Annotated in this window: 25 protein-coding genes; 8 read left to right on the top strand and 17 right to left on the bottom strand. The window is 56.1% G+C overall.

Annotation, left to right across the window (positions count from 1 at the left end; genetic code table 11):
* Positions 1-171: 171 nt before the first annotated feature.
* Genes V1603_RS10605 through gspC form a run of 12 tightly spaced genes read right to left on the bottom strand, consistent with a single transcriptional unit; the run spans position 172 to position 10,933 of the window.
* The gene (locus tag V1603_RS10605; RefSeq protein ID WP_395313889.1) at positions 172-969 is read right to left on the bottom strand and encodes a prepilin peptidase; all 798 of its coding nucleotides are present in this window, start codon (positions 967-969) and stop codon (positions 172-174) included.
* Complete coding sequence (gene gspM / locus V1603_RS10600) at positions 966-1,451, bottom strand: type II secretion system protein GspM (protein ID WP_116341016.1); 486 nt, start codon at positions 1,449-1,451, stop codon at positions 966-968. Before gspM ends, V1603_RS10605 begins: the two co-directional genes overlap by 4 nt.
* Positions 1,448-2,581: a type II secretion system protein GspL gene (gene gspL, locus V1603_RS10595; protein WP_395313888.1), complete on the bottom strand. Its 1,134-nt coding sequence runs from the start codon at positions 2,579-2,581 to the stop codon at positions 1,448-1,450. The genes gspM and gspL overlap by 4 nt, the downstream gene beginning before the upstream one ends.
* A gap of 15 nt (positions 2,582-2,596) precedes the next feature.
* Positions 2,597-3,607, bottom strand: coding sequence for a type II secretion system minor pseudopilin GspK (gene gspK / locus V1603_RS10590; RefSeq protein WP_116341020.1), 1,011 nt, complete (start codon positions 3,605-3,607; stop codon positions 2,597-2,599).
* Entirely contained in the window at positions 3,604-4,245 is a 642-nt protein-coding gene (gene gspJ, locus V1603_RS10585) for a type II secretion system minor pseudopilin GspJ (RefSeq protein ID WP_316380021.1), read from the bottom strand. Before gspJ ends, gspK begins: the two co-directional genes overlap by 4 nt.
* Entirely contained in the window at positions 4,242-4,622 is a 381-nt protein-coding gene (gspI, locus tag V1603_RS10580) for a type II secretion system minor pseudopilin GspI (RefSeq protein ID WP_116341024.1), read from the bottom strand. The genes gspJ and gspI overlap by 4 nt, the downstream gene beginning before the upstream one ends.
* Positions 4,615-5,100, bottom strand: coding sequence for a type II secretion system minor pseudopilin GspH (gspH, locus tag V1603_RS10575; protein ID WP_116341026.1), 486 nt, complete (start codon positions 5,098-5,100; stop codon positions 4,615-4,617). Before gspH ends, gspI begins: the two co-directional genes overlap by 8 nt.
* Complete coding sequence (gene gspG, locus V1603_RS10570; protein WP_395313887.1) at positions 5,100-5,549, bottom strand: type II secretion system major pseudopilin GspG; 450 nt, start codon at positions 5,547-5,549, stop codon at positions 5,100-5,102. Before gspG ends, gspH begins: the two co-directional genes overlap by 1 nt.
* Before the next feature lie 3 nt (positions 5,550-5,552).
* Positions 5,553-6,761, bottom strand: coding sequence for a type II secretion system inner membrane protein GspF (gspF, locus tag V1603_RS10565; RefSeq protein WP_166710589.1), 1,209 nt, complete (start codon positions 6,759-6,761; stop codon positions 5,553-5,555).
* Positions 6,761-8,239 (bottom strand): type II secretion system ATPase GspE, encoded by a 1,479-nt coding sequence (gene gspE / locus V1603_RS10560; RefSeq protein ID WP_006809432.1) that lies wholly within the window; start codon positions 8,237-8,239, stop codon positions 6,761-6,763. Before gspE ends, gspF begins: the two co-directional genes overlap by 1 nt.
* Positions 8,240-8,253: 14 nt before the next feature.
* The gene (gene gspD / locus V1603_RS10555; protein ID WP_233002257.1) at positions 8,254-10,188 is read right to left on the bottom strand and encodes a type II secretion system secretin GspD; all 1,935 of its coding nucleotides are present in this window, start codon (positions 10,186-10,188) and stop codon (positions 8,254-8,256) included.
* 13 nt (positions 10,189-10,201) lie between these two features.
* Positions 10,202-10,933, bottom strand: a complete 732-nt coding sequence (gene gspC, locus V1603_RS10550) for a type II secretion system protein GspC (protein ID WP_116341034.1) — start codon at positions 10,931-10,933, stop codon at positions 10,202-10,204.
* Positions 10,934-11,233: 300 nt separating this feature from the next.
* Between gspC and V1603_RS10545 the strand changes: the two genes are divergently transcribed.
* Together V1603_RS10545 and V1603_RS10540 are read left to right on the top strand one after the other, a co-directional pair.
* Entirely contained in the window at positions 11,234-12,790 is a 1,557-nt protein-coding gene (locus V1603_RS10545) for an ExeA family protein (RefSeq protein WP_233002256.1), read from the top strand.
* Positions 12,790-13,416: a hypothetical protein gene (locus V1603_RS10540; protein WP_395313886.1), complete on the top strand. Its 627-nt coding sequence runs from the start codon at positions 12,790-12,792 to the stop codon at positions 13,414-13,416. The genes V1603_RS10545 and V1603_RS10540 overlap by 1 nt, the downstream gene beginning before the upstream one ends.
* On the opposite strand, the gene V1603_RS10535 is transcribed toward V1603_RS10540, so the two are convergent.
* The 3 genes from V1603_RS10535 to V1603_RS10525 form a co-directional block, all read right to left on the bottom strand.
* A complete protein-coding gene (locus V1603_RS10535) occupies positions 13,417-14,040 on the bottom strand; it encodes a helix-turn-helix domain-containing protein (protein ID WP_395313885.1) in 624 nt (207 codons plus the stop codon).
* A 272-nt stretch (positions 14,041-14,312) separates the two neighbouring features.
* Positions 14,313-15,143, bottom strand: coding sequence for an N-acetylmuramoyl-L-alanine amidase (locus V1603_RS10530; protein WP_116341041.1), 831 nt, complete (start codon positions 15,141-15,143; stop codon positions 14,313-14,315).
* Entirely contained in the window at positions 15,140-15,463 is a 324-nt protein-coding gene (locus tag V1603_RS10525) for a heavy metal-binding domain-containing protein (protein ID WP_028012516.1), read from the bottom strand. Before V1603_RS10525 ends, V1603_RS10530 begins: the two co-directional genes overlap by 4 nt.
* 96 nt (positions 15,464-15,559) lie before the next feature.
* On the opposite strand from V1603_RS10525, the gene V1603_RS10520 reads away from it, so the two are divergent.
* The 6 genes from V1603_RS10520 (at position 15,560) to artJ (ending at position 20,080) form a co-directional block, all read left to right on the top strand.
* Positions 15,560-16,078, top strand: a complete 519-nt coding sequence (locus V1603_RS10520) for a lipoprotein (RefSeq protein ID WP_116341044.1) — start codon at positions 15,560-15,562, stop codon at positions 16,076-16,078.
* A gap of 226 nt (positions 16,079-16,304) precedes the next feature.
* On the top strand, positions 16,305-17,033 hold the full coding sequence (gene artP, locus V1603_RS10515; RefSeq protein WP_116341046.1) for an arginine ABC transporter ATP-binding protein ArtP: 729 nt from the start codon (positions 16,305-16,307) through the stop codon (positions 17,031-17,033).
* 19 nt (positions 17,034-17,052) lie between these two features.
* The gene (artI, locus tag V1603_RS10510; RefSeq protein WP_008500032.1) at positions 17,053-17,784 is read left to right on the top strand and encodes an arginine ABC transporter substrate-binding protein ArtI; all 732 of its coding nucleotides are present in this window, start codon (positions 17,053-17,055) and stop codon (positions 17,782-17,784) included.
* A 6-nt stretch (positions 17,785-17,790) separates the two neighbouring features.
* Positions 17,791-18,507: an arginine ABC transporter permease ArtQ gene (gene artQ / locus V1603_RS10505; protein ID WP_025756069.1), complete on the top strand. Its 717-nt coding sequence runs from the start codon at positions 17,791-17,793 to the stop codon at positions 18,505-18,507.
* Positions 18,507-19,175, top strand: a complete 669-nt coding sequence (gene artM / locus V1603_RS10500; protein ID WP_163330820.1) for an arginine ABC transporter permease ArtM — start codon at positions 18,507-18,509, stop codon at positions 19,173-19,175. The genes artQ and artM overlap by 1 nt, the downstream gene beginning before the upstream one ends.
* Before the next feature lie 173 nt (positions 19,176-19,348).
* Positions 19,349-20,080, top strand: a complete 732-nt coding sequence (artJ, locus tag V1603_RS10495; RefSeq protein WP_028019301.1) for an arginine ABC transporter substrate-binding protein ArtJ — start codon at positions 19,349-19,351, stop codon at positions 20,078-20,080.
* Positions 20,081-20,122: 42 nt separating this feature from the next.
* On the opposite strand, the gene V1603_RS10490 is transcribed toward artJ, so the two are convergent.
* Together V1603_RS10490 and V1603_RS10485 are read right to left on the bottom strand one after the other, a co-directional pair.
* The gene (locus tag V1603_RS10490; protein WP_116341170.1) at positions 20,123-21,592 is read right to left on the bottom strand and encodes an ATP-binding protein; all 1,470 of its coding nucleotides are present in this window, start codon (positions 21,590-21,592) and stop codon (positions 20,123-20,125) included.
* Positions 21,576-22,283 carry a response regulator transcription factor gene (locus tag V1603_RS10485; protein ID WP_116341052.1) on the bottom strand — a complete coding sequence of 236 codons (708 nt, stop codon included), beginning with the start codon at positions 22,281-22,283 and terminating at the stop codon, positions 21,576-21,578. The genes V1603_RS10490 and V1603_RS10485 overlap by 17 nt, the downstream gene beginning before the upstream one ends.
* Between the last annotated feature and the right edge of the window lie 35 nt (positions 22,284-22,318).

Below are 22,318 nucleotides of genomic sequence, written 5' to 3'. Positions count from 1 at the left end.
TAACCAACCTGAAAACCGTGACAAAAAACGTTTTGCTGCGTTGTATTCCTCCATAAAAAGATACAAGCCCAAATTCCGTGTAGCTTATATCCTTTACGATACACTGAGCGCAAAGAGGCGTCCTTCTCTTCCACCGTCAAAAAAATTTATAAAAAAACTTGACCCGTATATTTAAAATATGAAAGCAAACTGCTGTCCAATAAACACCACTATTCCAGCAAATGAGAGATACGGTCCGAAAGAAATAGTGAGGTTATTTTTATTTAAATTATTTAATGTGAAATAACCCACAATACCGCTCAACGCTGCCGCGAGTTCAATTGAAGGCAGCGCCTGCCAGCCGCACCAGGCGCCCAGGGCCGCCAGCAGCTTAAAATCGCCATATCCCAGCCCTTCCCGCCCGGTAATCAGACGGAATGCCCAGTAGAGCAGCCAGAGGGAGAGATAGCCCGCGACCGCGCCGAACAGCGCATCGCGCAGCGGCAGCTGGTGGTCAAACGCATGGAACAATAATCCTGCCCACAGCAGAGGCTGCGTCAGACAATCCGGCAGGAGCTGATGCCGCCAGTCAATCATTGCCAGGGGCAGCAAAAAAGCGGCCAGCAACCACAGGGTGAAAAGGGACAGGATGTCTGGCATACACCAGGCGGTGATGCCGCAAAACAGTGCGGAAAAAAGTTCGATTAAAAATAGCCGCAAGGGGATAGCCGTTCTGCACTGGCGGCAGCGCCCGCGTAATACAAGCCAGCTGACCAGCGGGATATTCTCCCAGGCGGTCAGGGTGTGCTGGCACACCGGACAGTGCGACGCCGGAAAGAGCAGATTACCGCCCCCCTCCTCCTGCATCACCATGCCCGGCACGCGTTCGGCAACCACCCCAAGAAAGCTTCCGATAATACCGCCGAAGATCGCACTCATTACCGGGAACCCCACCGGGTATACGTCCCGCATCAGCGCGAACGTGTTCATGCCTTTTTGCTCCAGGTGAGCTGGACTTCCGCTTTCACATCGCTGAGGTGGTCGACCGGCGTGAGGTTCATTTTCTGCAGCCTGACGCCGGAGGTCTGGTTTATTTCCCGCAGCCAGCTCTTTAATTCATAGACATTTACGCGACTGACCACGAACGATAAGGTTTGCCCATCCTGACGCACGTCTGTCAAAGGCAGATGAATTTCCTGGGCGCTGTTCTCCACCACCGTGCGCGGATTATCCGTTTTGACAATCTGGACCTGGAGATGGTTTTTATCTATTTCACTGCGCATCCAGTTCAGCGTCTCTTTTTGTCTGCTCAGCGTGGCCTTACTGTTCTGAATCATATTATCCAGCGGAACCATTCCCGCGTAATAAATAACTGCCCCCGCTATCGCGACGGCACATATTTTCAGAATAATTTTTTCCCTGGCACTGTAATTCTGGTAACGAGACTTAAGCTGCGTGATTCGCTCTTTCATTTATATTTCCCTGCGATCATGGCGGTATAAGGAGCAGAGGTCGAAACAGGCTGTAAGGTGAAATCAAAATATTCCCCCGCCTGGTTTACAAACGTCTGCAACGCGGATTGGCTTTGTGAACTGGCGCTCAGCGTCAGCGTGTTTTGCTGAGCATCGTACTCGAGCAGCGTGATCTCCAGCGCGGGTACGGCCTGCCTGGCTTTCTCCAGATCTTCCAGCTGCAGAAACACCCCTTTGCTCTGCTTTTTCATGTTTTGACCAAAGTGATATTTGATATTGGTCTGCTGGCGCATGCTCGGAAAATGGTGCTGATAAACCTGCAGGATCTCCTGCTGAAGCTGATTTTCCTGCTGCACCAGCATCCAGGCCATGGCGACGCGCGGGCCCAGCAACAGGCCGAGAGAGAGCAGACCCGCCGCGGCAATTGCCGCTTTGATGCCCTTCGAGGCTTTCCCCGAGCCCGCTTTCGCGCTGAATTCGCCGTGCAGGAGCGTGACGCGGCAGGCTTGCCACTGGGGCTGGATCAGCACCAGCGGATGCTGCCAGGGCTGGGCGATGTCGACCGCGACACCGGCAGGCGCTTCACCGTAGCAGCACACCTCCCCCTCTCCGGCCTTCTGCATCAGAAGCGGCAGCAGGCTCGCTTCCATCTCACTGGCAATATGCGGTGATAAACGCAGCCAGTAGCTCTCATCCAGGGCGACGAGGGTACTTCCGCCAGCCGTCACGGGCAGCAGCCAGGCATCCGGCAGCACCTGAATCACCTTTAACCCCGCCTCCTGACAGCGGTTTAACCACCCGCGCAGCAGATCGGCGTCTATCGCCACCGCATCCACTTCGGCCCCTTTTTTATTCAGCACCGTCCAGTGGAGATTATCCACGTCGCCAATCAGCGTCTCTTCCGCCATCCAGGAGAACGCCGTCGCCTGAGAGGCGACTTTCTTCGGCAGCGTAAAATGACGGAAGATCATGCTGCTGGCGGGCAGCAGCAGACAAACACGGGACGCCAGTGGATGGTCCGCCAGCGCGTCCAGGCTCTCCAGCGTCTCAACCTGCTGGCTGCCGGAGACACACCCCATTATTTTCCCGCCCTCGCGGCTATCGGGACGAACAAAAAGTACCTGTTTCATAGCGATCTACTTTTCTTATTCAATCATTCGGTAACGACGTTGCCACGTCACGATCTCACCGGCTTCGTTATTGACCTGAAGCTGGCTAACCACGCGAAGCGTTAATTCATCGGTATTGCCGGTATAGTTCACCCGGAAATACCGGCTGCTGATGGAGAGAAGCTCAGCCACCTGCGGGAGATCGTCTTTCAACTGCGGGAAGGTCTGCTCCAGCGCCTTGCTGAAGGTTTCCATATTTTCCCAGCCGGTTTCTGGACGCGAATCAATCAGGCGAACGGCGTCATCTTCCGTTAATTTTCCGGGGAACAGGGCGGCCAGTAAGGCGGCCTGCTCCGGTTTCAGGGTATTCACATCCACTTTGCTGGCAGAGTCCGGCAGCGCGCAGAGCAACTTGCTCACCTTCGGGTATGCCGCTGCCGGGAACGCGGGCAGCTGTTTGATCTCAGCAATGGTGCGCATCATCTGGTTTGCGGGCTGGCGGGCAGGCACGACGCCGGCCCAGGCATCGCTCTCTGCACCGTCTTTGGCCGTCGTCGCGTCACCATCGAGATAGTCCACTAGCTGTTGATACACCTCTTCCGCCGTAGCGTGGCTGATGCCGCTTTCCGTCAGGATCTGTTCAACAATCTGCTCGTTACGCGGTTTTTCCGGCACGGCGGGCGCGTTTTGCCCCTGCGGTATTTTCTCTGCGGCCAGCAGGTTGTTGACGTTAAAGCAGTCCTGCGCGTCTTCCACCTGGCTGACCACCGTGTAATCTTCGCCCCGGGTTTCCAGCGGCTGATGCCAGTCGCCGTCAAGGTTCAGGGCCTTGTTTTCACCGCTGGCGTCGGCCTGCAGGCGGTCTTTCACCACCTTTTCCTGCGCCTGCATCGCCCAGCGCAGCTGCTGCTGGCTCACCTGGTAATGGGTTTTCTGCAGGTTGCGGCAGAACTGCTGGCTGATTTTGGCGGCCAGCGCCGACATCATGACCAGCAGGATCAGCACCACCAGCAGCGCGACCCCTTTCTGTTTACGTAATGCACTCATGATTTTGCTTCCGGTGCTGGTGCTGGTGCTGGTGCTGGTGCTGGTGGCGGCGCAGACGCAGCGGCGGGCGCAGCCGCTTCGGGCATATCGCCCGGGGTCGTGAAGACCCAGCGCCAGGTGTCGCCGTTTTCCATGGTCAGCGTCAGCTCCACGCCGTCCGGCAGATGCGCCGCGTCGCTCCAGCTTTTCTGCCAGCCCTGACGGTAAAAACGCCACTGCAGGGATTTCACCTCGCTGACAATCGGCACCTCATCGGGTTTAACGTCCGCCGGGCCGTCAATCACCGGCCAGACGTCGCGATACAGACGCCCCTCTTCCAGCCGCCAGCGCACGCGCTCCAGCTGAACCGTTCCACTCACCCCGTTCAGGGTGGTCAGCTCAAGGGCATCGCCCTCCTGACGAAACAGTTCCGGCTCGTTACGCGGCGCGCGCGCCTGAAGCTGATAAAAATCGCGCTCCATCAGATTCCAGGCCCGCTGCAGCTGGTTGAGCTTTGCGGCGCTGGCATCCGTCGCCGAACTGGTGCGCATCGCGCCGTCCAGAATTTGCCAGGCCAGCGTGCTGATCACCGCAAAGATGGTCAGGGCAATCATGATCTCCAGCAGGGTAAATCCGCGCTGGCGTCGCGTTTTTTTCACTTGCTCTCTCCCGGCGGAATGATGTGCAGGGCAATAACCGGCTGGCTGTCGTCGCCTTCCGCGTAGACGCGGATCGCGTTCGCCCAGACGTTGTCGGCGGTTTTTACCCGCTGCTTGCGCCAGTTCCAGCTGCGCCCGCCCATGATTTCCGTCCCCTGCTCCTCGGCGTCCGGGAAGTCGGTTTTCGTGAGCTGCGCTTCCGCCAGCTGATTTTCCGCCACCCAGCTGGCCTGCAGCGTTTCGGCCAGACCGTGGGTAAAACGCACGTTCAGGGTGACGGAGTTCATCAGAGCCAGCGCGGCGGTGGAGAAGATCACCAGCGCGACCATTACCTCCAGCAGCGTCATCCCCTTTTGCTTTTTATTGCCGTTAGCCATCGTTTTCTACCGATACCGGGGCCGCGCCTTGCGACACCACGCGGAAATGGTGCTGTTTGTCGTAGCTTTGCAGCGTCAGCGTGAAGCGGCTGATTTCGCCGTCCGGTAAAAAGAGCACCTGCGGGTCGGAGGTTACCGTGGCGGCAAGGCGCTGCGGCGAGAGCGAAACGTGCATCTCCTCCGGGAAATAGCCTTTGGTGGTAATTCGCCCCGCGGATAAAGGCACCCAGCGACGTTCGCCATTTTTATCTTCGAGCGTCACCAGCTGATAGTTATCGGTGGTAATCACCAGCCCGACGATATTTCCGTCCATCACCGCACGGTCTGAACCATAATCAACGAGGGCTTTTAATTGCTGGCCAAATATATCCGCACCGCTACGCGAAGGTATTGTTGACACTACCATCATGGCGCAGCTGGCAAATATCACCAGCGCCAGAATAATTTCCAGCAACGTAAAGCCGCGTTGTTTATTCATTATTTCTCTTTCTTGTCCAGAGACCAGTTCGTAATATCATCGGCGGTATTCGCTTCACCGTCCGGACCGGCTGAGAAGACATCGACCGCGCCGTGTTCGCCCGGGCTCACCAGAATGTAATCCCCGCCCCACGGATCCTGCGGCAGGCGGCGGATATAGCCATCGGCGCGGTAGCCGTTCGGAATTGGCGCGATTTCAGGCTTGGTCACCAGCGCCTGCAGGCCCTGCTCTGTGGTCGGGTAGCGGTGGCTATCCAGCTTATACATATCCAGTGAACCTTCGAGCGCAACAATATCGCTGGTCGCTTTTTGTTCGTCCGCTTTCTCTTTATTCCCCATTAAGTTTGGCACTACCATACTCGCCAGAACACCGAGAATAACAATCACCACCATTAATTCGAGCAACGTGAAGCCCGCCTGGCGCGCCAGGTTTTTACGTTTTAAAGCCATGATTTAACCTACCATATTATTAAGTTGCAGAAGCGGTTGTAATATTGACAGTACGATGAATAAAACAATCGTTGCCATGGATACCACCAGCGCCGGTTCAAATACCGACAGCGTTAATGTAATGCGATGCTGTAATGCTGATTCCTGGTTTTCCGCCGCGCGGTCCATTAAATTACCTAATTCCCCGCTCTCTTCGCCGGAGGCAATCATATACAGCATGGTCGGCGGGAATAATTTCGCCTGTTCAAGCGCCGCGTAAAGGGATGCCCCCTGGCGCACGGTATCCGCCGCCTGCTCCAGCACCTGCCGGGCGTAGAGGTTTTCGATACCGTCCATCGCGATATACATCCCCTCCAGCAGCGGCACGCTGCTGGCCTGCAGAATGCTCAGGGTGCGGATATAGCGGGCGCTGTTGATGGCGCACACCAGCTTTTTAATCGGCGAACCGTTCACCAGCCAGCTGTTCCAGCGAAAGCGGTTTTTGACATTTCTGAGCCAGGTTTTAAAGCCGATAAAGCCGCCCCCCAGGATGCCCACAATATAGATGCCGTACGCCTGCAGGAAATCGCTCACCGCAATCAGCGTGCGGGTAGTGATCGGCAGCTGCTGCTTCATGTGGGTGAACTGCTCGATCACCTGTGGCACCACCGCCACCAGCAGAATGCTGATGACCGCGATGGCCACCACGGTCAGGGTGATCGGGTAGACCATCGCCTGCGTCAGCTTGCTCTTCATCTTCTGGCGCTGCTCGTTGTACTCCGCCAGCTTCTCCAGCACGTCGCCCAGGTGGCCGGTCTTTTCACCGGCCATCACCAGCGTGCAGTAGAGCTTGTCGAAGGTGCGCGGAAACTGGCTGAAGGCGTCAAACAGCGTGTGCCCTTCCACCACCTTCTCGCGGATCTCCACCACCATCGCTGCCAGCTTTTTGTCTTCCGTCTGCTTAGAGATCGCCTTCAGCGCACTCTCCAGCGGCAGCGCGGCGTTGACCAACGTGGAAAGCTGGCGGGTAAACATCGACAGCACCGGCGTTGAGAGCTTTGCCCCGGTTTTTGCTTTTCCGGCGGACGCCGCTTCACGGGTTTCGGTGATGCTGACGGGCATCAGCTTTTGCTCGCGCAACATCTGGCGAACCTGCTTTTGCCCCTCGGCCTGCAGCGTACCGCGCTGGGTTTTCCCCGCGGCATCCGTCGCCGTCCAGGCGTAGAAGGCCATTACGCATCCCCCCCACGCTCGGCGGTGACGCGCATCACCTCTTCCAGAGAAGTCACGCCGCTAATCACCTTCAGCAGCCCGTTTTCACGCAGGCTGTAGGCCTGCTTAAAAAGCTGCGTTTCAATCGACATTTCGTCTTTATCTTCATGAATGGCGCGGCGCATGGTGCTGTCCACCACCAGGAACTCATGAATACCGGCACGGCCCTGATAGCCGCTCTGGCGGCAGTGTTCACAGCCCACCGCGCGGTAGATTGCTTTTGGCGGCGCGTCCATAAAGCTGAACAGCGCTTTTTCATTGGCGTCCAGCGGACTGGTGGTCCGGCAGTGCGTGCACAGCCGGCGCACCAGACGCTGGGCAATGACACCGAGCAACGATGATCCGATTAAAAACGACTCCAGCCCCATATCCCGCAGACGCGTAATCGCCCCTGCGGCGCTGTTGGTGTGCAGCGTAGACATGACCAGGTGACCGGTGAGCGACGCCTGCACCGCGATTTGCGCGGTTTCGCCGTCGCGAATTTCCCCGATCATCACCACGTCCGGGTCCTGACGCAGAATGGCGCGCAGCCCGCGGGCAAAGGTCATGTCCACGCGCGGGTTAACCTGCGTCTGCCCCACCCCTTCCAGCTCGTATTCAATCGGGTCTTCAACGGTCAGGATGTTGCGTTCGTGACCGTTCAGCGCCGAAAGAATGGCGTACAGGGTGGTACTTTTACCGGAACCTGTCGGCCCGGTGACCAGGATAATGCCGTGCGGGCGGTCAATCAGCCCCTTTAACTTCTCCAGCTCTTCATCAATCAGCCCCAGCTTGTTGATGTCGGGCTTCAGATTGCTTTTATCGAGCAGACGCATGACCACGCGCTCGCCGTACTGGGACGGAATGGTTGAGACACGCACGTCAATCGCCTTGCGGCCAATGCGCAGGGAGATACGGCCATCCTGCGGCAGGCGCTTCTCGGCGATATCCAGCTTCGACATGACCTTAATACGCGACACCAGCAGCGGCGCGAGCTTGCGCGCCGGCTGAAGCACCGGGCGCAGCACGCCGTCGACGCGGAAGCGAATGCTCAGCGTGCGCTCAAAGGTTTCGATATGAATATCCGACGCGCCGTCTTTCACCGCCTCGCCGAGAATGGCGTTGATAAGGCGGATCACCGGCGAGTTTTCGTCGTTATCGAGCAGATCTTCGTTGTCCGGGATCTCCTCGGTTAACGCCATCAGGTCGATGTCCGCGTCCATGTCATCTACCAGCTGCTGCGACACGCCGCTGCTCTGCTGCCAGATTTTAGCCAGCATCTCGTCAAACGCTTCCGGCGTCAGGGTGACCGGGACGAACGCGCGTCCCAGCACCCGGCGCACCTCCAGCAGTGCAAATGCCGGAGTGTCATCACGGATATAGACGTCATTGTTATAAAATAAAACGCCGTTATCTTTTGCGTAGCTGCTGCTACACAGAGTTTTACTCAGTTCGTCCACGTTGCCCCTCCGCCTTACTCTTTAAACGGATTGCGCGTCGCGCTGGTTTTCACCGGAGCGGCGTGGGTGCCAGTACTGGTGCCGGCCGACGGAAACGCGGGTAAAACGGCGTTATCCGCCGGTTCAAGAATGCCGAGCTTTTTCTCCTCCGCGCGCTGCATCTGGCGAACGCGGATCTGGTCATATTTCTCTTTCGACGCCGCGCTGTAGTTTTCGTCGTCACGCAGGACGGTGGTATGGATAAACACCATCAGGTTGCGCTTGGAGGTATCCTGCGAGGTGTAGCGGAACAGCTGCCCGACCAGCGGGATATCGCCCAGCAGCGGGACTTTGGAGACCGACTGTTTGGTGACGTTTTCCATCAGGCCGCCAAGCACCACCGTCTGACCGCTGTGCACCATCACTTCGTTATTGATGGTGCGGGTGTTGAAGGTTGGGCCGAGGCTGGCGTCTTCCGTTGCGCTGTTGTCAACGCTGGACACTTCCTGCTCAATCTTCAGGTGGATCATGTCGCCATCGTTGATTTGCGGCACAATTTTCAGCTTGGTACCGACGGTCTTACGCTCAACGGAGTTAAAGACGTTGTCGCCGCTGGTGGTCTGCGAACCGGAAAGGACCGGCACGTCCTGGCCGACGTTAAACGACGCTTCTTTGTTATCCAGCGTAACGACGCTTGGCGTGGAGAGAATGTCGTTTTTACCGTCGGTAGAGAGCGCGGTCATCAGGGCGCCGAAATCACCGTTAAAGAAGCCGGTCGCCAGGCCGGTGAAGCTCGCCCCCTTCATGGTGCCGTTCTTAATCTGGCTGATTGGCAGGCCGGTGGAGCCGAACTGTACGCCACCGTGCTTGCCGGTCCACTGCACGCCGAGATCCAGGCCGTTACCGTCCTGCACTTCAGCAATGATCGCTTCCACCAGCACCTGCGGACGACGAATATCCAGCTTGTCGATCACCTTCTCCAGGGAGTTCATCACGTTAGGCTGCGCGGTGATCACCAGAGAGTTGGTTGACTCGTCGGCGGTAATATTCAGATCCGTTGAGGCTCTCGCGGTTTTCGCTTTGGCGGTGCCCGGCTTGTCTTTCAGCTGCTCGCCAATCCCGGTGAGAACCGGAACCACTTTGGTGGCGCTGGCATATTTGAGATAGAAGACGCGGGTATTCCCCTCGTTGTTCTGCTCACGGTCCAGCTGATGAATAAGGGAACGGGTACGCGCGCGCGCGTCTTCCGGGCCGCTGATCACCAGGCTGTTGGTTTCGTCATCGGCCACCACTTTTGTGGCCAGCTGCGGTGCGTTCTGCCCTTTCTGCTCCTCGTTGTTGAGGTTATTCAGCATATCCGACAGATCTTTGGCGGAAGCAAAACGCAGCGGCACAATTTCGCGACGCTGAACACCGTTTTTATCGACGCGCTGCACCAGGTCAACCAGGCGGTTAACCACCGAGGCTTTACCGGTTAACAGCAGCACGTTGGACGGTTCGAAGTGGACCACGTTCCCGATACCGGTGGCATCGTTAAGCTGACGCAGCAGCGGGGCAAGCTCGCGCACCGGCACATTTTCCATGCGCACCACGCGGGTGATGATCTCATCGCCCTTGCCCGGGTTTTTGCTGTCGGCCAGCGGCGCACCCGCGGTGCGGGCTACGCTTGAGCGCACCACTTTCACCATCCCGTTGTCCATCGGGATCACCGACAGACCATACAGATCCAGCACGCTCAGGAAGAACTGGTAATACTCATCTTCCGTCAGCACGTTATAGGTTCTGACCGACACCGTGCCCTGAACGGACGGGTCGACGAGAATGGTTTTGTTAAGATTGCGGCCTACCGTATCGATAAACTCGCGGATATCGGTATTTTTAAAGCTCGCGCTAAAGTTGGCTGCAAGCAGCGAACTGGAATATAACGACAATGCGGTCAGCGCCACGCACGCCCAAGGAAATTTCTTCATGTCTGTACACTTGTTAATTGTTTAGAACATTGACCCGAATATTTTCAAGGTGAGCGTGACGTCTGACGACGACCTCCGCTTCTTTCATTTTCGACCAGTTGGCAATAATACTTTTTGCCTTTGCTTCATCGGTCATATCGACAGAGTTAACTTCTACCGCCACATCGCCCTTTTGTAGCCCGGAATGGCTATAGAACGAGGAGGCATTCCTTGGATTAATGTTGTAGCCTTCCAGCTGGCCTTTTTCGATTAACGGTTTGAGCACCAGATAATCATCCAGATGCACGCTTTCCGCGCCTGCATCTTTCGTCGATTTGGTTACCGGGCCGCTGTCAACGCCACCCTTAAAATAGTCAGGCTTATTTAACGCCAGTACCTGCGTAGCACCTTCGTAATTAACCACCACATTGTCTTTGTTAATTTCCTGAATAAACGCATCGTTGAAACCGGTCAGAGGCTCGCCTTCACGATAGCTCTTCTCCCCCCCCGGCGTTTTGATAACCGCGAAGGAAAGCCAGGCGTCATCGCTACGCACGATACCTTCTATCTCCGCTGCCAGCGGGGCTTTCGTCGCAGTCGGTAAGTTGTCCTGACGCACCGCAGCCGTGAAAAGGGTGAACTTTTTTTCTTCACGACGATTTTTCAGTGGCTGTTCATCAGATTTAGCCAACTTATTCGTAACTTTTTTATAATCTTTAAACGTCAGATAGCCTTGCTGGCCGCAAAAAATTAACAGCGCAAACATAATGCAAGGCGTTATCCACCGTGACAGAAATGAGAACCTCATTTTTCATCTGGCCTTTAACAAAGCGAAAATAAGCAGCGTCGTGCTGCGCCAATATGTGAGAAAATAGTAATTAGCTGCTGTAAATACGACCACTGACTTTGCCGCTAACTTTCATAAAGAAAAATATTGACCGTATAAAATCCAGATGTTAGGCATCATCCACTGGATATTTTTACCCTGCACGCAAATTGACCACCCTATAGCGTTGCTTTACTTTCTCGTCCTGTTGCTATTCCTAATCAGAGACGGTAAGTCGTTATGTATCAGAGCCACTTTCATTTTAAAAACCCGCCGTTCAGGGAGATCGCCCGCTCATCCGGGGATTTTCTGGTGCCCTATCATCAGGACGTGTTCAACCTGCTGAAAGAGAAAACCCAACAGGCGGGCGTGAGCGGTCTCTTTTGCGACGACGCCCGTTTGTTAGGTCAGTTCAGCCATGCGCTGAAAACCGCGACGCCCGGCGTTCTTGCCATCAACGCGTTTCCAAAACTGAGCGCCAGTAGCCTGCTGTACAAGCTCAACCCGGGAACGAAAGAGAACAAGAACCGGATTCAGGCGGTAGATGCGGTGCTGCAGCAGTGGCAGGGTGGGAAAGCCAGAACGAAAGTGCTGGTCATTACCCATACCGAAGCCATGAAAGAGAGCTGCCGCGAGGTGCTGGGTATGTTGCTCACGCGCGCCCAGGAGCTGGAGTTTCGCCTGGCCGTGGTGCTGATGGGCACGAAGGATCAGGACGCCGTTCTGATGCAGCAATCTGAACTGCGTGAATATGCACATACCCGTCACACGTTACGTCCCCTGACCTGCCGGGAATTTCTCGGCTATGTGCAGGCGCAGTGTGAAGAGCACGGGTGCGAGAACTCGCCGCTTACGCCGGCGCGCGTGCGTAAGATGCACGCGCTGACCAAAGGGAATATCAGCAAGCTGAATGAACTGGCACACCTGTCAATGCTGGCCGCCTGGACCGAACGTGCGCTACAGGTTAGCCCGCGTCATTTACGCCTGGCGGCCGGTGAGATCCTTCCTGCGAAAAAACACGGTAAGCGCCTGGCAACCGTGGGACTGTTCGCTTCCGTGCTGTTCGCCGCCTGCGGCTGGTATTTAACCTCCTCGATCAACGCAAAACTTCCCGTTCAACTGCCGGTGCCCGTCAACTGGAAACAGCAGGCGCCAAAAGTTGAGGCGCCCGCGGTGCCGGTTATCGACAACGAAATGGTTAATCAGCCGGATGCGATGCACCAGCTTTACCTGATGTGGGGGTACGACGCCTCGGCGGATGACGCCCTGTGTCAAAACGCCGCGAAGGTGAACCTGATGTGTAAACAGGGCAACGCCTCGCCGGATGCGCTGGCACGAGAGGGTTATCCGTGGGTCAGTGAACTCAAAACCGGTGACCATCTTAACTACGCCGTGGTCGCCCGCGTTGGGGATACCTCTATCGACCTGCTGATGAACAACCGCACCTGGCAGGTAAGCCGCAGCTGGTTTAACCAGCATGCGACCGGGAACTATACCCAGCTGCACCGCCTGACGCCGGAAGGTAAAGACGCCATCAGTGCCGCCAGCGATGCGAAAGACATGGGCTGGCTGGATCAGCAACTGAGCCTGGCTCTTGCCCAGCCTGAAACCCATGCTCAGACCTGGACGGCGGAGATGATGAAACGCACCCGCGAGTTCCAGCAAAAAATGAATCTGCACGTGGATGGCATTCCTGGAGAAGACACGCTGATGCAGCTCATGCGTGAAACCCATACCACGCCGAGCGTATTGCTCCAGGCCACATCAGACGCCAAAACGCAGGAGAAGCATTCCTAATGTCTACCATCTGTCTTGCGGCTCAGCGCAGCTACGTCACCGGGGAGGCGGTCTGGTTTTCATACCGCGTCCCCAGCCTGAGAAAAATTTGCGGTAATACCTTTTTGTGGGCGTTAGGTTTGTGCGCCATGGTCATGGCAGGGTTGTACGCGCACGTTTACTGGAACCTGCGCCATCCGGCGCCGGAACCGGTTAAAGCGAGCGTCGCGAAACCCGAAACGCAGCTTTCAGATATGCACTACGTGTATGTGAGTAAGCCGTTCCCGCATCCGCATCCAAAACCCGCGCCGGTACACGCTGATGTTCCCGCCATGCAGGATCTGCCCATCAACAGCGATGATGCTGACTGGCAGCAGGCACCTGACGGCGGCGTGCCGCACGATACCTCGCGGGATACTTTACCCGGAACCGAAGCGCACGATGCGGTACCCGCCAGCGCGAGCGGTGACGATGCCTCAATAACCGAATTATTTAAGCAGGCATTAAAAGAACAAGAGCAGGATTATTCGCAAGGCAAAATTCCCGCGCCGCCGGTTGACGAGACGCAGGATAATTCGCAGAAAGGTTCATTGCAGAAAGTGGATCCCCGGTCACCTTTGAGTAAGAAAGGAGACCGGCTGGAGTAGTTAATATTTTTCAGGCAACGTTGTCAGGTTAAGGAGTCGACCCTTTTCCACGACAATATACTGACCTTTTTTCAGATCGGAGAGGATTTTAATAATGGTACTGCGCGCCAGGTTGGTGTATTCCTGAATATAATCATAAATATTGATATCGCGCTGATGATGAACAATTAGATCGTTAATTTCGTACAAAAATTCACGTACGACAGAATAAGCACTGCGGGCAACCAGCACATCATCGCGTTTGCTCAGCATGCAAATGTACCAGGAGAGCACTTTGGTCAGTTCAGGCCATAAGTTTTTATCGGTCATCAGCTGCGCGAAGACCTCTTTTTTGATTGAGCGCACCACGGTGTTGGCGCGAACGAGGCCGTACATGTGGGTCGCATTGTAGTACATAGCCGCGAGGCCAAAAATGCACTGACCCGTTACCGTGAACATGCACAGCTCGTCGGATTCGCGTCGGAACTCCACTTCGCCGCTGACGATAATATGAATATATTGCGAATCAGACGTGGATATTTTTTGCCATTTCTTTAAAGTTTTTTCTTCAAAACCTGAAGTTGCGGAAATAATGGCTTCCATTTCATGTTGCGGACGTAATTTTTTTGCGTAGATGCTTAACATTGTTATACCCGATTTAAGATATGAAATTTTAAAGATGCAGGACCAAGGCAATAAAAGCCTTAATCTTCGAAAATTTTTCTGAAGATGTTCTCAAGGAGAAAAATTAAGAACTGAATGCGATATATTTATCTGCTGCATTAGTTAGCAAGCTATGTGTCTATCTTAAATCCGGATAATTTTAAGTCAATTAACTAAAAATGAATTGAGTTTGTACTTAAGATTAATCTGAAGGGTTTTCAGGAAAAACAACTGATTCGGGGTATTCCGAAGGATTACCCCTGCCCGTACTTCTCTAAGAGCGCTTCACCTATGGCCATCGTTTCAACATCGGCGATGCCGTTCCACAGGTCAGGCCTGAAGTGCATCTGGAATGCCATGATGATGCGTTTCTGCTGCGCCGGGGTACTGTTAACCGGCACGTCATAGCCATAGCGCGCAAGCACATCGAGCAACGCGACGGTATCTACCTGCTGAAAGCGCGGTCGTCCGTTTATATAGAACGCCACGCGCGCGGGATCGGGCCATGCACCTATCCCCTGCTGAGCCAGCTCCCGCCACGGGAACAGCGGGCCAGGATCGTCTTTGCGCTGCGGCGCAATGTCCGAATGGGCCACTACGTTTTCAGGCCTGATGCTGTAGCGGGCAATGATATCTTTCGCGAGCGGCACCAGCGCCGCAATCTGCGCAGGCTCAAACGGCGTAAAATGCTTCACCCCGGCCGTTTTCTGCCAGCCACGATTTTCCAGCTCAATGCCGACAGACGTATCATTGATGCGGTTGGTGCCGCGCCAGAAGCTGATGCCGGCGTGCCAGGCCAGCTCGCTCTCCGGCACCAGCTGCCAGATGCGCGGCTTGCCGTCCGGTGCCGGGGGCTTCGCGGGGATCAGATAATGCGAACTGACGTTTTTGTCGGTTAAGGTCGCAAGCGAGGTGTCGAAGTCATCGGCGGTATAGTGGATTACCAGCACCTTGATACGCGGATAGGCCGCCTGCGCCTGATGGCGCGTATCCAGCTCGTAGGCGCCTTTATCAACAATACCTTTTTCCGGGGCGCATCCTGCCAGCAACATCGCCAGCAGGAGCGTTGAAAGCGAACGCTTCATCGACGGGTTTTCACCGCCGTGCCGCTTACGCTCACCATCAGCATGCTGGAATCTTTGCCGACGGTTTCATAATCAATATCGATTCCCACAACGGCGTCCGCGCCCAGCGCTTTTGCCTGCTCGCCGAGCTCCTTAAACGCAATTTCTCGCGCTTTACGCAGCTCTTTTTCGTACGCGCCGGAGCGTCCACCGACGATGTCACGAATGCCGGCAAAGAAATCGCGGAAAATGTTCGCGCCGAGAATCGCTTCGCCGGTAACCACGCCGCAATACTCGGTGATGGTTTGTCCTTCCAGGGTTGGCGTTGTTGAAAACTGCATTCTTTTCTCCTTCTTTAGCGTTCAATGCCTTAGGCACAGCATTATCGGTTCGTTACGCTATGATTGAAAGGATAGTTAATAAATAAGGAAATCAACATGCGCTACTCTGCTTTAACACTTTTAGTGCCCTGCGCGCTGGTGCTCAGCGCCTGTACCACCACGGTCACGCCAGCCTTTAAGGATATCGGTACCCGCAGCGGCCCCTGCATCGACGGCGGCCCGGATACCGTGGCGCAACAATTTTATGATTACCGCATTCAGCATCGCGGGAATGACCTGACCGCCCTGCGCCCGTACCTGAGCGATAACCTGGCAAAACTGCTCAACGACGCCACCCGCGATCCGCAGCATAACGCCCTGCTGAAATCCGATCCGTTCTCCAGCCGCGCCACGCTGCCGGACAGCGCCGAGGTGGCCAGCGCGTCAACCATCCCGAACACCGATGCGCGGAACATTCCGCTGCGCGTGAAGCTGACCCAGGGAACCCAGACCTGGCAGGATGAAGTGCTGATGATCCGTGAAGGTCAGTGCTGGGCGGTGGACGACGTGCGCTACATCGGCGGCAGCGTTCATGCCCCGGCCGGCACGCTGCGCCAGTCGATTGAGAACCGCTAAATCATCAGTGATAAAAATGTTACCCCCGTAAAATGTCCGGCATTTCGTGCGGAATGCCGACATTTATACTCGCCGACCTTGCCGTTCGCTATTTTGTGCTATGTTTAAGAGGAAATACGGGTTATATTTAACTTTTAACGCAGAAATATTGCATAACTATTCTGTCAACGGTACTATCTGCGGCCTCAATTGCTATAGATTGCCTGGATGAGTAAAGACTGCCCCGATGAGTATTAAACTAAACGGCATTAACTGCTTCTACGGCGCACACCAGGCGCTGTTTGACATCACGCTGAACTGCCCGGAAGGCGAAACGCTGGTTTTACTTGGCCCAAGCGGTGCAGGCAAAAGCTCCCTTCTGCGCGTCCTTAATCTGCTTGAAATGCCCCGTTCCGGTACGCTGGCTATCGCCGGTAACCATTTTGATTTCGCGAAAACCCCGTCAGATAAAGCGATTCGCGAGCTGCGTCAAAACGTCGGCATGGTCTTCCAGCAATACAATCTCTGGCCGCATCTGACCGTCCTGCAAAACCTGATTGAAGCCCCGTGCCGCGTGCTGGGGTTAAGCAAGGAGCAGGCCATCGCGCGTGCCGAAAAGCTGCTGGAGCGTCTGCGCCTTAAGCCCTACAGCGACCGCTATCCGCTGCACCTCTCCGGGGGTCAGCAGCAGCGCGTAGCCATTGCCCGCGCGCTGATGATGGAGCCTGCGGTACTGCTGTTTGATGAACCGACCGCGGCGCTGGACCCGGAAATCACTGCCCAGATCGTGAGCATTATTCGCGAGCTGGCGGAAACCAATATCACGCAGGTCATCGTTACCCACGAAGTGGAAGTGGCGCGTAAAACCGCCAGCCGTGTGGTCTACATGGAAAACGGGTACATCGTTGAGCAAGGTGACGCGAGCTGCTTCGCGAACCCGCAAACCGATGCCTTCAAAAACTATTTATCTCATTGATTGTGTCAGGGGAAATATAATGAAAAAAGTATTACTTGCCGTGCTGCTTGCTGGCGTTACCCTTTCCGCTACCGCAGCCCAGACCATTCGTTTCGCCACGGAAGCCTCTTACCCTCCGTTTGAGTCCATTGATGCGAACAACAAAATTGTTGGCTTCGACGTAGACCTGGCAAACGCCCTGTGTAAAGAGATCGATGCAACCTGTACCTTCAGCAACCAGGCGTTCGACAGCCTGATCCCAAGCCTGAAGTTCCGCCGTATTGACGCCGTCATGGCCGGTATGGACATCACCCCGGAGCGTGAAAAGCAGGTGCTGTTCACCACCCCTTACTACGACAACTCCGCCCTGTTTATTGGTCAGAAAGGTAAATTCACCTCTGTCGATCAGCTAAAAGGCAAAAAAGTGGGCGTGCAGAACGGCACCACGCACCAGAAATTCATCATGGATAAACACCCGGAAATCACCACCGTTCCGTATGACAGCTACCAGAACGCGAAGCTGGATCTGCAGAATGGCCGTATCGACGGCGTATTTGGTGATACCGCTGTCGTGACCGAGTGGCTGAAAGCCAACGACAAACTGGCGCCAGTGGGCGACAAAGTGACCGATAAGGATTACTTCGGTACCGGTCTGGGGATTGCCGTTCGTCAGGGCAACACCGAGCTGCAGCAGAAATTCAACGCTGCGCTGGAAAAAGTGAAGAAAGACGGCACCTACGAAACCATCTACAAAAAATGGTTCCAGAAGTAATTCCTGATGAATGAAATATTTCCTTTAGCAAGCGCCGCCGGGATGACCGTCGGCCTTGCCGTTTGCGCACTGATTATCGGCCTCGTGCTGGCGATGTTCTTTGCGGTGTGGGAATCGGCGAAATGGTTCCCCGTCGCCTGGACAGGCTCCGCGCTGGTCACCGTGCTGCGTGGGCTACCGGAAATTCTGGTGGTCCTGTTCATCTATTTCGGCTCCTCGCAGCTGCTGCTGACGCTGTCTGACGGCTTCACCCTCAATCTTGGCTTTGCGCAGATCCCGGTGCAGATGCAGATTGAAAACTTCGACGTCAGCCCGTTCCTGTGCGGCGTGATTGCCCTCTCCCTGCTCTACTCCGCGTACGCGTCGCAAACCCTGCGCGGTGCGCTGAAGGCCGTACCGCAGGGGCAGTGGGAGTCCGGTCAGGCGTTAGGCCTGTCGAAATCAGCCATCTTCTTCCGTCTGGTGATGCCGCAGATGTGGCGTCACGCCCTGCCGGGGCTGGGTAACCAGTGGCTGGTATTGCTGAAAGATACCGCGCTGGTGAGCCTGATCAGCGTTAACGATTTAATGCTGCAAACCAAAAGCATCGCCACCCGTACCCAGGAGCCTTTTACCTGGTACATTGTGGCGGCGGCTATCTACCTGGTGATCACGTTGCTCAGTCAGTACATCCTCAAGCGTATTGACCTGCGTGCGACGCGCTTTGAACGGAGACCAGGCTGATGCTTGAATATTTCCCCGAGCTGATGAAAGGGCTGCACACCAGCCTGACGCTGACCGTGGCGTCCATTATCGTGGCGCTGATCCTGGCCCTTATCTTCACCATCGTCCTGACGCTGAAAACGCCGGTGCTGGTGTGGATCGTGCGCGGCTATATCACCCTGTTTACCGGTACGCCGCTGCTGGTGCAGATCTTCCTGATTTACTACGGCCCGGGCCAGTTCCCGTCGCTGCAGGAGTATCCGGTTATCTGGCACCTGCTCTCTGAGCCGTGGCTGTGCGCCCTGATTGCCCTTTCGTTGAACAGTGCGGCCTATACCACGCAGCTGTTCTTTGGTGCGATCCGCGCCATCCCGGAAGGACAATGGCAGTCCTGCGGGGCGCTGGGCATGAGCAAGAAAGACACGCTGGCAATCCTGCTGCCGTACGCCTTTAAGCGCGCACTCTCCTCCTACTCCAACGAAGTGGTGCTGGTGTTCAAGAGTACCTCTCTGGCCTACACCATCACCCTGATGGAAGTTATGGGTCACGGGCAGCTGCTGTACGGGCGCACCTATGACGTGATGGTGTTCGGCGCGGCCGGCGTGGTCTATCTGGTGGTAAACGGCCTGCTGACGCTGATGATGCGCCTGATTGAGCGTAAAGCGTTAGCGTTTGAGCGCAGAAATTAACCACGCGAGTGCATAAAACGATATTCATGGAGCGGGTAACCTGATGGGTTATCCGCTTTTTTTTGCCATTAAAATAATATTTAATCATTTTTATTGCATATAAATTCATTAAATGGCATTGTACATCCATGCCGCAGACACGGCGCATAAATAAGACAGACGGGAGCATTACAATGAAAAAGTTAGTTCTGGCCGCACTACTGGCAACCTTCGCCGCTGGCGCATCCGCTGCTGATAAAATCAATTTTGGCGTTTCGGCGACTTATCCGCCGTTTGAATCGCTGGATGCCAGCAACCAGATCGTCGGTTTCGATATCGACCTGGCGAAAGCGCTGTGCAAGCAGATGCAGGCCGACTGCACCTTTACCAACCACGCGTTTGACAGCCTGATCCCGTCGCTGAAATTCAAAAAATACGATGCGGTAATCTCCGGGATGGACATCACGCCGGAGCGCAGCAAGCAGGTGGCATTTACCGACCCGTACTACGCCAACTCGGCGGTAGTGATTGCGAAGAAAGGGGCGTACAAGTCCTTCGACGAGCTGAAAGGCAAACGCATCGGGATGGAAAACGGCACCACGCACCAGAAATACCTGCAGGACAAGCATCCTGAAGTGAAGACCGTGGCCTATGACAGCTACCAGAACGCGATTATCGACCTGAAAAACGGCCGTATTGATGGCGTATTCGGCGACACCGCCGTGGTGAACGAATGGCTGAAAACCAATCCGCAGCTGGGTACGGCGACCGAGAAAGTCACCGACCCGCAGTACTTCGGCACGGGCCTCGGCATCGCGGTACGTCCGGATAACAAGGCCCTGCTGGAAAAACTGAACGGCGCGCTGAAAGCAATCAAAGCGGACGGCACGTATCAGAAAATCAGCGACCAGTGGTTCCCGCAGTAATCTCTTTTGCCGGGTGGCGGCTTCGCCTTACCCGGCACTCTCTCACAGCGGTACAAAGAACCTGAACCGCGCCCCGCTCACCGACTCCATCAGCCTGATCCCGCCGCCGTGCAGCTCCAGCATACGCTTAACGATTAACAGCCCTAACCCACCGCGGTTCTCCCGCGCTGCCTGGGTATTCAGCGCCGACGGCCGCTGGAACAGATCGTCGCGCAGCGAGGCATCCACTCCCGTTCCGGTGTCGGCTACTTCGACCTGAAGCTGCTCATTCTCCTGCCAGACCGCCAGACGAATTTCCCCGCCGGTGGGCGTATGGCGCATCGCGTTATCCAGAAGGTTGGTCACCACGCGCTCGATCATCGACACATCGGCATTGACCAGCGGCAGGGGCCCCGGCACGTCAATATGCAGATTGACCTCGCGCGTGCGGGCGGTGAGCTCAAACTTCTGCGCCACATCGGAAATCAGCTCTCCCATCGCGAAACGCTCGCGCTGCGGCTTGATGCCGCCGTGCTCAAGGCGCGCCAGCTCGAACAGCTGCTGCGAAAGATGACGTACCTTTTGTCCCTGACGCAGCGCGGTGGCGAGATACTGCTGGTGCTCCTGCGGCGTCAGGGTGGCGGATTTGAGCGACAGGGTTTCCAGATAGCCCAGCAGCGAGGTGAGCGGCGTGCGGAGATCGTGCGAAATATTGGCGATAAACTCCCTGCGCTGGCGATCGCTGTCGGCCAGCTGGTCCCACTGGCGGGTGATTTTCCGCGCCAGCTCGATAAAACTGTTGCGCAGGAGGGCCACTTCGTCATTGGCCGCGGCGTCCGGCGGCTGTGCTGCCAGCAACCTGATTGCGCTAATGCTGTCCTGCTCCAGGCCGGTGACCTCCTCCGTCAGGCGCTTAACCGGACGCGTCACCCAGTACCAGACCAGCAGTCCCGCCAGCAGGCCAAACAACGCGACCCACAGCAATGACCAGAGTACCGTGCTCCAGAGCGCCTTATGCCAGGCCATTTCCGCCAGCGCGTTCGACTCCTCGCCCTGCAAAATAATGTACAGGTAGCCCTTAAGCTCGCCGTCCTGTCGCAACGGCGTGGCGCTGAACACTTTTTTATTTTGACTGCGCGGATCGTCGCCCAGTACCGGTATGGCGGTACCGCTCAGGAAGGTCTGAACCGGTGCCAGGTCGATTTTTTGCCGCTGAATATGGCCCGGCGGTGCGGCGTCGGCCAGAATATCACCGTCCGGGGAGACGACGTACAGCTCAACGCTCGGATTAAAGGTCATCAGCCGGTCAAACAGCGGTTTCAGCGCGCTGCGGTCGACCCTGCCCTGCCCGTCCAGAATCGGTTCCCGCTGGACGATCTGCTGCGCCAGCCCGCCCGACAACCGCTGCACCATCGCATTGCCGTACTGCATACTGCTGTAGAGCTGTACCGCGCAGGCGACGGTGGCGCAGAGCATCATCAGCAGGACAAACAGCAGCGTCAGGCGCTGGCTCAGGCTAAAGCGGCGCATGATGGTTTGGCTCCGCAAATTTATAGCCCTTGCCCCAGACGGTGCGAATAATCTCCGGCTCGGCGGCGTCCTTTTCAATCTTGATGCGCAGGCGGTTGATATGGGTGTTGACGGTGTGCTCATAGCCTTCGTGCTGATAGCCCCACACCTGCTCCAGTAGCGCCAGACGGGAAAACACCTCGCCGGGATGGCGGGCGAAGAAGTACAGCAGTTCGAATTCGCGCGGGGTGAGATCCACCGCCTGGCCGTGAAGCAGCACGCTGCGCGCCAGCGGATCGATCGTCAGGCCGTGGGCCTGAATTTGCCCGTCAGCCTGCGCCTGCCCCATCGCCTGCTGGCGGCGGAACAGCGCTTTGATGCGGGCGATCAGCTCCTGCACCGAAAAGGGTTTGGCGAGGTAGTCATCGGCGCCGGTTTCCAGCCCGGTGATGCGGTCGGTTTCGCTGCTGCGGGCGCTGATGATGATCACCGGCAGGTAGCGGGTCATCTGACGGATGCGGCGGCAAATTTCCAGGCCGTCAACGTTGGGCAGCATCAGGTCGAGGATCACCGCATCCCACGGCTGTTTTTCAAGGCGCTGCAGGGCGTTGCCCCCGTCGGGCTCGTGGGTAATGGCGTAGCCTTCGTCTTCTAAATTGAGTCGCAGAAGCGCCGCGATATCGTGGTCATCTTCCACCAGCAGGATCTGCTTCATGGGTAAGCCTTTATTCATCTCTTATGACGTAAGCT

The organism is Enterobacter sp. ECC-219, assembly GCF_043966805.1.
Classification (GTDB): Bacteria; Pseudomonadota; Gammaproteobacteria; order Enterobacterales; family Enterobacteriaceae; genus Enterobacter; species Enterobacter cloacae_N.
This window is presented reverse-complemented; position numbering and strand designations above follow the sequence as displayed.